The sequence below is a fragment of the Paenibacillus alginolyticus DSM 5050 = NBRC 15375 genome (genome assembly GCF_000422905.1).
Lineage (GTDB): Bacteria > Bacillota > Bacilli > Paenibacillales > NBRC-103111 > Paenibacillus_E > Paenibacillus_E alginolyticus.
The window spans coordinates 1-12,302 of sequence record NZ_AUGY01000090.1 but is presented as its reverse complement, the minus strand read 5'-3'; the positions used below and the strand labels follow the sequence as shown (position 1 = coordinate 12,302).

At 45.1% G+C, this 12,302-nt stretch carries 13 protein-coding genes; 4 read left to right on the top strand and 9 right to left on the bottom strand.

Translation table 11 applies throughout. From position 1 onward, the window contains the following. Positions 1-146 precede the first annotated feature (146 nt). Positions 147-428 (bottom strand): hypothetical protein, encoded by a 282-nt coding sequence (locus tag G519_RS0130370; RefSeq protein WP_029197875.1) that lies wholly within the window; start codon positions 426-428, stop codon positions 147-149. Further along, on the bottom strand, positions 428-694 hold the full coding sequence (locus G519_RS0130365) for a hypothetical protein (protein WP_029197874.1): 267 nt from the start codon (positions 692-694) through the stop codon (positions 428-430). Before G519_RS0130365 ends, G519_RS0130370 begins: the two co-directional genes overlap by 1 nt. 244 nt (positions 695-938) lie before the next feature. Between G519_RS0130365 and yhbH the strand changes: the two genes are divergently transcribed. From yhbH to G519_RS0130350, 3 genes are all read left to right on the top strand, one after another. Next, positions 939-2,096 (top strand): sporulation protein YhbH, encoded by a 1,158-nt coding sequence (gene yhbH / locus G519_RS0130360; protein ID WP_029197873.1) that lies wholly within the window; start codon positions 939-941, stop codon positions 2,094-2,096. Continuing rightward, entirely contained in the window at positions 2,093-3,523 is a 1,431-nt protein-coding gene (locus tag G519_RS0130355; protein ID WP_029197872.1) for a SpoVR family protein, read from the top strand. The genes yhbH and G519_RS0130355 overlap by 4 nt, the downstream gene beginning before the upstream one ends. A 183-nt stretch (positions 3,524-3,706) precedes the next feature. Further along, complete coding sequence (locus tag G519_RS0130350; RefSeq protein WP_029197871.1) at positions 3,707-3,919, top strand: hypothetical protein; 213 nt, start codon at positions 3,707-3,709, stop codon at positions 3,917-3,919. Positions 3,920-4,374: 455 nt separating this feature from the next. Here the strand turns inward: G519_RS0130350 and G519_RS0130345 are convergent, their stop codons facing one another. From G519_RS0130345 to G519_RS0130320, 6 genes are all read right to left on the bottom strand, one after another. Next, the gene (locus G519_RS0130345) at positions 4,375-5,103 is read right to left on the bottom strand and encodes a nucleoside phosphorylase (RefSeq protein WP_029197870.1); all 729 of its coding nucleotides are present in this window, start codon (positions 5,101-5,103) and stop codon (positions 4,375-4,377) included. Position 5,104: 1 nt separating this feature from the next. Continuing rightward, a complete protein-coding gene (locus G519_RS0130340; protein ID WP_029197869.1) occupies positions 5,105-5,776 on the bottom strand; it encodes a sulfite oxidase-like oxidoreductase in 672 nt (223 codons plus the stop codon). 24 nt (positions 5,777-5,800) lie between these two features. Next, positions 5,801-6,679, bottom strand: coding sequence for an ABC transporter permease (locus G519_RS0130335; protein WP_084160414.1), 879 nt, complete (start codon positions 6,677-6,679; stop codon positions 5,801-5,803). Positions 6,680-6,707: 28 nt separating this feature from the next. Next, on the bottom strand, positions 6,708-7,775 hold the full coding sequence (locus tag G519_RS0130330) for an ABC transporter permease (RefSeq protein ID WP_029197867.1): 1,068 nt from the start codon (positions 7,773-7,775) through the stop codon (positions 6,708-6,710). Further along, on the bottom strand, positions 7,768-9,267 hold the full coding sequence (locus G519_RS0130325) for an ABC transporter ATP-binding protein (RefSeq protein WP_029197866.1): 1,500 nt from the start codon (positions 9,265-9,267) through the stop codon (positions 7,768-7,770). The genes G519_RS0130330 and G519_RS0130325 overlap by 8 nt, the downstream gene beginning before the upstream one ends. 95 nt (positions 9,268-9,362) lie before the next feature. Then, positions 9,363-10,406 carry a BMP family lipoprotein gene (locus G519_RS0130320; protein WP_029197865.1) on the bottom strand — a complete coding sequence of 348 codons (1,044 nt, stop codon included), beginning with the start codon at positions 10,404-10,406 and terminating at the stop codon, positions 9,363-9,365. Between the two features lie 219 nt (positions 10,407-10,625). On the opposite strand from G519_RS0130320, the gene G519_RS0130315 reads away from it, so the two are divergent. Next, positions 10,626-11,957: an S-layer homology domain-containing protein gene (locus tag G519_RS0130315; RefSeq protein WP_029197864.1), complete on the top strand. Its 1,332-nt coding sequence runs from the start codon at positions 10,626-10,628 to the stop codon at positions 11,955-11,957. Positions 11,958-11,963: 6 nt separating this feature from the next. On the opposite strand, the gene G519_RS52555 is transcribed toward G519_RS0130315, so the two are convergent. Further along, positions 11,964-12,302: IS1595 family transposase (locus G519_RS52555; RefSeq protein ID WP_036633432.1), on the bottom strand; the 339-nt coding region annotated here is incomplete at its 5' end.

Here is a 12,302-nt window from a genome sequence, read left to right as displayed (position 1 = left end):
GAGCTAGCCATATCAACATGTAAATGACACAGCTACATACCTCCGGTTCCATGGGTATTTCAGAATTAACTAAAAAATCTGCCTGATCTCCAATGCGTAGCCGCGGGAGGGTAGAGGCAGACTTTTTTTGAACTCTAATGAATCATTTACTTTTCGCCAGGAAATAAAACAGCAACAATAGTGAGCACATCATCTACAATCTCAAAATAAATTCTGAATTTTCTGACCACTATACGAGTTATTCCCCTGTATTCACCAAACTCCTCTGTATAAGCCTTACCAATTACCGGATTCTTCAAGTAGTCTTCAACTTCCAAAACAACCTGAGTAATGAAATCAAATGTTTCTTCCTTAGTGAAACGCTCACTGCGAAACTGGATTAGCTTTGTTCTAACAGTAGGAAGCCAGATGATCGAGCGAGTATTCATTATGCAAAATCCTTAGGGGACAATGATTTCAAAAGCTCAGTAGTTGACATTCCCTTACCTTGTTTATATTCTTCACGACTTTCATCAATCATGCGCTTAAGTTCTGGATTCACTTTAACTTCAGAACTAATAGAAAGATGATCTTCCTCTTGAAGAACAACCGTAAATTTCCCTTTCCCAGGTATAAGAAATTGACGAACTGAATGCTCACTATTCATGCTGATTATGGTTTCCATAAGCTCTTCGGAGCTATTTACTTTTTCCATTACTATCACCACCAATTATCCTCACTTGTACATTGATTATAACATAACCGTTCTTCATCTTCATAAGAATGCTGCAAATAAAATATACGTCTAGTTTACGATAAGTCGCTTTCGTCTTATCATCATAATCCTCAATCTTTCACATATCCCCCGCATACTTGAATATATTTAGTAACAAGCTTTATTACTGCCAAAGTCTGTTTCAGCGTCAAGCTTGCCATAAAGCAACCAAGGAGGTGTCCTCATGACAGAACCCCTTTTTATCGTTTCCAAAGAGGATTGGTCCTTACACCGCAAAGGATATCAGGATCAGACCAGGCACCAAGAGAAGGTGAAAGAAGCCATTAAACAGAATCTTCCTGATCTGGTTACCGACGAAAGCATTGTCATGTCCAATGGAAAACAGGTTGTGAAAGTACCTATTAAGAGTCTGGATGAATACCGATTCCGCTATAACTTTAGTAAAGGAAAACATGTTGGTCAGGGAGACGGTGACTCTCAGGTCGGCGATGTGTTGGGTACAGATCCACAGCCAGCCCAAGCCCCCGGGAAAGGTGAGGGTGCAGGCGATCAAGCCGGTGAGGATTACTATGAAGCGGAAGTGAGCATGGAGGAACTGCAAGCCATGTTGTTCTCTGAGCTGGAGCTGCCCAATTTGAAGAAAAAAGATAAGCGCAATATGACGACGACAGAAGTGATTTTCAACGATATCCGCAAAAAAGGGATTATGTCCAACATCGATAAGAAACGGACCATTTTGGAGAATATGCGTCGTAATTCGCGATCGAATTCCCCTGGGATCCATCATATCAGCCCCGATGACCTTCGTTTCAAAACGTGGGAAGAGATAGAGAAGCCTCACTCGAATGCGCTGATTATTGCGATGATGGATACCTCCGGTTCCATGGGTTCCTTTGAGAAATATATAGCCCGCAGCTTCTTTTTCTGGATGACGCGCTTCCTGCGCACGAAGTATGAGAATGTCGAGATTGTATTTATTGCTCATCATACTGAAGCTAAAGAGGTCACGGAGGAAGAGTTTTTCACCAAAGGCGAAAGTGGAGGTACGATTTGCTCCTCTGCTTACCAAGCAGCGATTGATATTATCGACAAACGGTATCCACCGTCACAATTTAATATTTATCCCTTTCATTTCTCCGATGGTGATAATTTGACGTCAGATAACGAACGCTGTGTGAAGCTCATTACGCAGTTAATGGAGCGCTCTAACATGTTCGGATACGGAGAGGTCAACCAGTACAATCGCAGCAGTACACTCATGTCCGCTTTCCGCCATATTCATGATCCTAAATTTCTTCATTATGTCATTCGTGAGAAAGGTGAAGTGTACAAAGCACTGAAAACCTTTTTTACAAAGCAGGAAGGAGTGGCTGTTCAGTGAGTAAAACCGAAATCCAAAAGCTCGAATACGCCATTGATGAAATAACGGAAATTGCTAAAGGGTTTGGACTTGATTTCTTCCCGATGAGGTACGAAATCTGCCCCGCCGAAATTATATATACCTTCGGTGCCTATGGGATGCCGACGCGTTACAGTCACTGGAGTTTCGGTAAAAATTTCCACCGTATGAAAACTCAGTATGATTTTGGCTTGAGTAAAATTTACGAATTGGTCATTAACTCTGACCCCTGTTATGCCTTCTTACTAGATGGGAATTCTCTCATTCAAAATAAGCTGATTGTAGCACACGTGCTTGCCCATTGTGATTTTTTCAAAAATAACGCTCGTTTCGCAAATACGAATCGCAATATGGTAGAAAGCATGTCCGCTACCGCCGAAAGAATTCGGCAATACGAAATCGAACATGGCATTGACGAAGTCGAGCAATTCATTGACGCCGTGCTAGCGATTCAGGAGCACATTGATCCTGTGCTGACCCTATCTTATCGACAGACGCGTAATCGTCAGGAAACCCATAAAGCCTCCACACCAGCCGCCCGATCTGTAGCAACCTATGGATATGAGGATATATGGGATCTTGATGTTAAGAACAAACCCCCTGCACCTGAAAAAGAGGAAAACAAACGCTTTCCACCTCAACCTGAAAAAGATATTTTGCTTTTCATCGAGGAGAATGCCCCCTATATGGAAGATTGGCAGCGAGATATTCTGACGATGCTCCGCGATGAAATGCTCTATTTCTGGCCGCAGCTTGAAACGAAAATCATGAACGAGGGCTGGGCTTCCTACTGGCATCAACACATATTGCGCGAGCTGGATTTGACGGAAGAGGAAACAATTGAGTACTCCAAGCTCAACTCCTCGGTTGTGGTTCCATCTCGCCATACCTTAAATCCTTATTATCTTGGGCTTAAAATTTTTGAAGATATTGAGAAGCACTGGGACAATCCGACAGAAGAAGAAATAAGAAGGCATGGACGCAAGCCCGGAGATGGTCGGAATAAAATATTCGAGGTTCGCGAATACGAATCAGATACCTCTTTTATCCGGAATTATTTGAATCAACCGCTTGTGGAAGAACTCGATTTATATATATTTGAAAAGAAAGGTCCTGAGTGGAAGATTACGGATAAAACGTGGGAAAACACGCGGGATCAGCTTATTTATTCTAGAGTGAATGGTGGCTTCCCCTACATTGTTGTGGAAGATGGCGATTACCAGCGCAGCGGGGAATTGTATTTGAAGCATGCTTTTGAGGGAGTCGAACTTGACCTCAAGTACGTCGAGCGAACTCTTCCCTACATTTACAAGCTCTGGGGCAAATCCATTCATATGCATACCATCGTCGAGGATAAACCGGTTTTGTTCACTTTTGACGGGAAGAAGCATCATCGTCGTTTTCTGTAATACGAAGAGGCCACTTGAACGCATTGGTTCAAGCGGCCTCTATTGGCACCTGTTTTATTTTCTCGAACCTCGACAGAACTAGTGTTATTCCGACAACGATAATCGACGGACTTATTACTTAATAGATGATATTCTTAACTCTCAGTTGTTTATATTTATTTTTCTATAGGAGATGAGTTGAAGTTGAGAATGAATATTTTATTTAACAAAACGCCGATTTCTGTCAATTTCGTTGGAACGGACCACAAATTAATTCCCTCTCTGATCAACGCTCTTCGTTATAACAAATTTACAACGATGAACCTTGCTCAACCGTTGGAGCACGTTGATTTATTTAGTTCAGAAGCCATTTTATATGCCAAAGATGGGAATAAAGCAAGAATCCCAATTTTTTAATTACATAATCGTTACATACGCATAAAGATCTGACCCAAATTAGGAGCTCAGAAAACAAAAAAATGAGATGGCAAGGTCCTTGCCTTCTCATTTTTTTTATTTTCTTTCGAAGGGAAAGTCACCCGATCTCTAGTTGGCGGAACGTCGATGCGTTATTTCGGGAAATCTGTGCGTGAAATAGAATAAGAGGAACGTGAGAACGCTATTTGATCTATATGAGCGATCCGAAGGCAAAAAAACGTGAAATAACACATCGTCGTTCCTCTTCCTCAGGATTTCGGCTGTTTTCGTCCAAATAGCGCATCTACGTTCCCTCGATAAGTTCTGGTTACCAAAGCAAAGCAAACCATAGCACATTACAGTAACGGGCAAAGAGTCATAACATCCAATAACGCCTTTTGGGCGCAGCCTCCTCCAAACTAGCAACAGCTGCGGCATCGGTCACTCCAATGTATCTAAGCCTTAGCGTGAAGTTTGATAACCGCATGAATCGCTGTCATAATTTCACGTTCAACAGCGTAAGCAACAACATCGGTATGAGGGTTGTAGACTTCTCTCAAATCGGCGTCGGCATAGCCGTCTAGCGCAACAATCGCACCCGCACGCACGCCACGCAATGAAGCAATCACATAGAGCGCTGCAATTTCCATCTCAACGGCAAGAGCTCCCGCTTGCTTGTACTTGCGGTGCGGAAATTCCTCGACACCTTGGAAGAAGGCATCCAAGGTCACGGTAATCCCTTTGCGCACGAGACCATCCGTCTCTGATGCGGCTTCGTACAACGCCTGCACGACATCCAAGTCAGCAACTGCTGGGAAGCCATGCGGAACCAGCTGACGAGTTAAGCCCTCTTCCCTCACGGCTGCCGTACTGACGACTAAGCTGCCTGGCGGCACATCAGCGGAATATGAGCCTGCTGTGCCAACGCGAATCAGTGTCTTTACGCCGCCTTTGATCAGTTCCTCGAAGCAAACGGCTGCACCTGGCGAGCCAACGCCATGGCTGACAACCGTAATCGGAACGCCTTGGAATTCACCGACAAACGTGCGATATTCACGACTGAAGGCGAGTTCTTTGCTTTGCTCTAGCTTGCTGGCTATGACTTCCGCGCGAAAAGGGTCACCGCATACGATTGCGTAGGGTGATAAATCCTCTGAATGAACCTGTAAAATTGGCAATAGCATATCAATCAAACTCCTTCTTTTCCCATTCATCTTCTGGAATCGGAATCGCTTCCCCGGAGAAGCGCTGCTCTTGAAATGGATCAGCCACATTATGGAAGCCATTTTGTTCCCAGAAGCCTTCACGGTCAGCTGTCATAATTTCGACGCCTCGAATCCATTTCGGACTTTTCCAAAAATATAAATGAGGCACAATCAACCGTAGAGGCCAACCATGTTTAGGCGTCAGCGGCTTCCCATCATATTTCAAAGCCAACAAAACGTGGTCGCCCATCAGATCCTCGAGCGGAACGTTCGTTTCATAGTCGTTGTCGGCATGCAGCATGACGAACTTGCCTTGCGGCTTGATATCCAACAGGCGAAGGAAATCGCGAAATAGAATCCCTTCCCAGGCCGTGTCCAGCTTAGACCAACGGGTTACGCAGTGAATATCGCAGAGGACTTGCGTTTGAGGCATCGCCAGCAGTTGTTCATAAGTAACAACTTTGTCCTCTTCGACCTCGCCAAACACTCGCAATGTCCACTCTGCCATGTCGTATTCCGGTACCTCTCCTTCATGCAAAATCGGAAACCGGTCTGTCAAAACCTGTCCCGGCGGGACTCGGTCTGACATGGAGGCACCTACGGAGGGAACCTTCATTTTTCTGATTCGATCAGCCTTGGTGCTTTTTTCCATTTGTCATTATCTCCTTTTAGCAGCCTAGCGCGAGCTTCCGTTAGCTTTCTGAGCATCAGCCATATAACTGTTCTTTCTAAAAAAGAGCATCGCGAGCAGCGTCACAATATAAGGAAGTATTTGTGTGAAATGAGTCGGCAGCGAGAAGCCCTGCAATCTGATGCTGAATGCATCCATCAGTCCGAATAGAAGACTTGATGCCATGACGCCAAGCGGATTGGCTTGTCCTAACATCGTTGCGACCAGCGCAATAAAGCCTCTGCCCGCCGTCATGCCTTCGGTAAACATTGTGACTTGACCGAGTGACAGCTGAGCGCCTGCCAACCCGCAAAGCAAACCGCAAATTAACACGGCCAGATACTGCATACGGCTCACTTTAATGCCTATGCTTTTCGCTGCAACGGGGTTCTCACCCACGGCCAGCAAGCGGAAGCCAAGGACTGATTTAAACAAAAAGTACTGCAGGCCAAGCACCAGGGCAAAGGCCAAGTAAACAAGCGGGGAATGGCCCGATATAATACCGCCAATGACAGGAATATCTTGCACATAAGGAATGTTCCACTTCGGCAGCCCCACCATATTTTTATCGTAGAAGGCGCCTTTCACATGGAAAATGGCTTTTAGGCAAAACGCTGTTAAGCCAAGCGCCAGAAAATTAAATGAAATACCGACGACGATGACGTTCGCTTGCAAATGGATGCTAATATACGCAAATGCGAGTGAAAATAACATCGTCACCGCTATCGCAATCAAAACTGCTAGAAAGACATTGCCGGAATAATGATTGCCTACAATTGCAGAGAACGCACCTACAAGCACGAAGCCTTCCAAACCAACATTAAACAACCCAACTCTTGAGCAGATTGCACCGCCGAGCGCAGCGAGGAGAATCGGAGCAACCATCCGAATCATGGAATTAAATAACGAAACATCAAGAAGATGCTGCACCGCTTCCTCCTCCTTTCTTGCGTTTCCATAGGGTATAACTGAACCTAGCTGTGACGAACAAGATCAAGAGAGACTGAATGACACTTGATATTTCGAGAGGGATGCTCGTGTTTCGTTCAACACCCATACCGCCTGTCTGCAGTGCGGCCAGAAGGACTGCGGCAACCGTCGTACCGAGCGGATGTGCGCCAGATAGCAGTGTAGCCATAATCCCGGACCAAGCGAACCCCGGATTCGTTATCATGCCGTCCGTATAGCGATACTGCATGCCTAGCACTTCGACAGCGCCTGCAAGACCAGCAAAGCCACCGCTCGCGAACATGCTCGCGAGCATTAATTTCCCGCGATTTACGCCTCCATAAGCGGCAAACAGCGGATTGTAGCCAAGCATGCGGATTTCGTAACCGGCAGCACTGTATTTAATAAACAAAAATAAGAGAACGGCTAAAACGATGGCAATGATGAAGCCCGCATGCATGCTCATCCCTTGAAAAAGCTTGGGCAGCCATATGCTTTTATCAATCATCATCGTTTGTGCGAGTGCAGCTGATCCTGTTTTATCCTTGAGCGGATAGGCGACCAAATAGCCTGCAAACAGAGCTGCAATATAATTGAGCAAGAGTGTGGTGACAATCAAATTCATCTTAAATCGCGCGTCAAGCCAACCAGCTAAGGCTGACCATATGCCGCCGACTGCAATACCGCCTAGAAGCGCAGCGAATAATTTAAAAAGCGCAGGTCCAGGAAAATAGAGCGCAATCATCGCGCTGGTTAGAGCACCAAGGATCATTTGACCTTCCGAACCCATGTTGAAAAATCCGGCGCGGAAGGCTATTGAAACGCCTAATCCAACTAATATAAGCGGTGTCGCGCGCGTCAATGTATTGGTAAAAAAGTAAAAATTGCCGAAAGCGCCTTTCCACATTTGTGCGTATGTGTCCGAAATGGAGCCGCCAATCAAGACGATGGCAATGGCCCCGCCCAGTAAACCGATGCATACCGCAAAAAGCGGCTGCAGCAGTGCGCCAATGTTTCCTTTCCAATTAAGCATGGGAATGACCTCCTGCCATCAACAGACTGATTTGCTCCTCAGTCGCATGCTGCGCTGACAGCTCTCCCGCAATTCGTCCTTCATACATCACGATAATGCGATCAGAAAGCTTAAGAATCTCCGTCAATTCCGAAGATACCAACAGAATCGCTCCCTGCTCATCGCGTTTTTTCAACAGCTCATCATGGATCACTTCCATCGCCCCAACATCCACGCCACGCGTGGGTTCAGCTGCGATAAGGAACGGTTGTTTTTGGGCAATTTCTCTGGCTACAATCAGTTTCTGAAGATTGCCTCCAGACAGGAATTTGACTTTCGTATCCTGGGAACCCGTTTTAATCTGGAATTGCTGGATGAAGCCGTCAACCATATTTCGCAGCGACTTGCCTTGCAAAAATCCGTTACGCCGATGCGTTCTGTGATGTCCCATTGTACCGTTTTCAAGTACGCTGCCTTCCTTGGCAGCCCCCCATTGGTAACGATCCTCAGGAATATGCGAAAGCCCGCTCTCCCTGATCTCACGAACCAAACGGCCTGTAATGTCCTTGCCCATCAAACGAATGTGACCTTGATCAATCGACTGGAGTCCTGTAATGCTTTGAATCAGCTCAGACTGTCCGTTTCCGGAAATGCCAGCGACGCCTACGATCTCACCAGCCTTCACCTCAAGACTGATACGATCCAATACAGGCTTTCCTTTCTTGCCTTGTATGGTAATCTCTTTCACTTCGAGAACCGTTTCACCAAGTCTAGCGGCACTTTTGCTCGTTTGCACCAGTTCTCTTCCTACCATTAATTTAGAGAGTTCGTCTGCGTTAGTAGCCGAAGTATTTACTGTTCCCCTGATTTTACCGTCTCGAAGCACCGTAACTCGGTCCGCAACTTCCATGACCTCATGTAATTTGTGCGTGATGACAATGAAGCTTTTCCCCTGACTCGCTAAGCTCTTCATAATGACAAGCAGTTCCTTCGCTTCCAGTGGTGTCAAAACGCCAGTCGGCTCGTCCAAAATAATGATATCCGCACCTTGATAGAGCACCTTTAGAATCTCAACACGCTGTTGCAATCCTAGCGGAAGGTCAGCGACTTTCCTCAATGGATCGATAGGTAATCGGTACTTGTCACACAATGCCTTAACTTGCAGAGCAGCTTTCTTTCGGTCGAACTTCACGCCGACTTGCGGTTCATTGCCGATGACAATATTTTCAGCCACTGTAAAAGATGGAAACAGCATGAAATGCTGATGCACCATACCGATCCCTTGACGAATCGCATCCGTAGGGTTCACGAACTGGACTTTTCTTCCGCGTAAAAGAATCGTTCCCGACGTAGGCTGTTCCATGCCGTAAAGGATGCGCATCAGGGTTGTTTTACCTGCCCCATTCTCGCCGACTAGCGCATGGATTTCACCTTCGCGCAGTGAAAAATCTACGTTGGAGTTTGCTATTAAGCTTCCATAGGATTTGGTAATTTGGTTCATTTGAAGCAGCATAGCGGGTTTCGCACTCCTTTCCTAGAAATGCGGAAACTGCCTACGTCGCCGTAAACAGTTTCCGAGGTTATATTAGGTTTGTAAGGGACGTACTATTATTTCAGAGGATTCGGAACCGTAACTTTGCCAGCTACGATATCGTCTTTGATGGCTTTCACTTTATTCACAACGTCTTGTCCAATAAATGGACTTAGTTTGGATTTGCTTTCTTTTGTTACAAAAGTAAGACCCACTCCGTCTTCTTTCAAGCCGTAATCCATAGCGCCAAATTTAAAGGTGCCATTCACGAAATCTTTCACGGTTTGGTAAGCTACGCTGTCTGTACCTTTCAATTGAGAGAGAACGATGTGCTCAGGATCCGTCACTGTACGATCGATATCTTGGCCGGATGTGTAGAAGCCTTTTTCCTTAGCCGCTTCGAACACGCCCAAATCGCCTACAGCTGATGCCGCTGCGATAAAGTCTGCTCCTTGAGAGAATTGCGTCAATGCCAGCTCTTTCGCTTTGGCTGGATCCGTGAAGCTTCCTACATAGTTAACGATGAATTTGGCATTCGGATTCGTTGATTTCAAACCTTCTTGGAAACCGACTGTGTATTTTTTGATCAAAGGAATATCAACTGCTGCCACCATACCGACAACATTTTTCTTAGTTGCAAGACCTGCGGCCGCACCAAGTAAGTATGCTGCTTCATGTTCACGGAATACTACGCTTCTAACGTTCGGTAAATCTACAACTGTATCAATAATAGCAAAAGATTTCTTCGGATTTTCAGCAGCTACCTTTTTCAGAGCATCCTCGGATTCAAAGGAGCTGGTAATAATAAGATCATAATTATCTGCAACGGCAGCACGCAGGTTTTGTTCAATCGCGCTGGCATCCGTAGATTCTACTGTTTTTACATCTACGCCGAATTCTTTACCAGCTTTTTTAACACCCTCATCCTCTTGAGCAAAGAAAGGGTTCACACCAATTTTTTCCGGTGTTATTAGAATGATTTTTTTGGATAATTTCGTTTCAGGCGCTTTTGTTGCTTCTGCAGCTTTCGTAGCTGCCGGAGCTGTTATATCATTTTTAGCGGTGCCGCAGCCAGTCAGCATTAATGTAACGGCGAAAATGGACAATAATGTTTTTTTCATGTGTGGCTCTCCCCTTTTGATCTGTTTTTATTAAAGATTTTTTTATCCAATTCGACAAAGTGCGACTTTTCAACTAAGACTGATAGTAGTGGATTCCCTAAGTCATGTCAAGAATAAAAACGACAACCATTATATATTGACACCTAAAGGCCTAGCTGATATATTTCAATAAAACATACTATTCCTATATGAATTAAAAAACGGAGGTGCTTTCATCTTATGAAACTATTCAAATCCCGCAAGCCCCTGCAAGTAGCTGTATTAACAGCCGTTCTTTTCTCCTCTGTGAGCACCTTAAGCAGTGCCGCTGAAGCGAGTGATTCCGCAGTCTCTTACAAGCAGTTCTTGAAAGATCAGTATGCCATCAGCTTGTCAGACTCCTTATCAAAAGGCGATTTCATTATCGCAGTTAACCGCGTCTTGAAAGCCAAAGATCAGATCAATGCATTCACAGACTTGCAGAAGGACAGCCCTTATTACAAAGCAGCACTTGCTTTACACGAGAAAGGCATTCTATCCGAAGGCAAGCTGCAGGGTGATCAGCCGCTTACCCAGCTGCAAGCCACTTTCATAGCGTTAAAAGCCGCAGGCTTAAAAGAACTCGCCTATACCTATCCTAAGGATAAAATCAAAGCCGCCCTGGCTAAAGTACATATCGATTACGATCAAAACAATCAATTAACGCTGCAAGCTGCTCAGGAGCTGGCCGCCGCTATTGATACCGGCCTTGTCTCCTCCGGTTTCGAAGCGGATGCTGCGGCTGGCCAAAGCTTTGCGAACGAGCTGCTTGGTAAGATTCTTACTTTCCAGGGACATTACAAGCACTACATTGGAACGACTTCCGATGCTGATATTTTCCGCAAAATTAACGACACCTGGCGTACGGAGGATCTTATTTCATCAACAGAATTGCGTGCTGTCTTCGATGAAGCCTTGAAAAAGAATCTCGTTACAGGCTACAACTTGAAGGATTCTCGATTCGATGCGAACTTTGATCCAACACTCTCTCTCACCTATGGGCATTCTGACATTACGCATGCGATTCAGTTAATCGGACTGCTGCGCAGCGAGAACATCCAGGCGAAAGTACAACTGGAGCCCAAAACGTCTGCCTTCATCTATTTGAAGGAATGGGGCGAGCCCACACAATCCGACGATTATCAAGTTGTCCAAATCGAGAATGGCAATTTCATCGCCTACGCCAAGGAATACGACATTGAGTTCGAATTCGATAACGCCGAGCAAAAGAATAAGTTCCAACAGGTCATTTTCCAATATGCTAAAAAGAACAGTAAAGACGAGACAGGACTTATTTATTCTTCCTGGTGGCAGCCGCTCTACTATTCATTAACCGATGTGAAAGACTATAAAGTAATTACTAATAATAAAGTCAGCAAAGGCCATTATTATGCACAATCCTTCTCTCTCAGCGATAAATCTAGCGATGTCGTTACTGGCTTAAAGAAAATCAACGCCAGCTTGAACGTCGATTCTTATAAGTTCTGGGTAGACGAACCTTTCTACAATTATTTACTAGGCGATTTTAAATAAATTTGATTATCCAACTAGCTCAGGATAGGTAATCGTCGTAGACGATAGGCAACAATGAACTAACCTATTGAATAACTCGCTTTTGACCTCACGGCGGTTGAATCGATAGCAAAACTCATCGAGATATGCTTGTAGGTGCTTAGGATCTAAGCCGTGGTAGGTACCACCAATAAAAGCTTTCGCATTAGAGATGATCGTATGAAGCCACTTTAGATGATCTGGATTTTCTTTCAGGTCGTACTTTTTGGCTTCATGGTGGAAGCCATTTTTGGCCAAAGCTTGATAAGAACGATATCTATCGCTGGCAATCGTTGATCCAGCTTCAATGTAGGTGGTTGCAAAGTC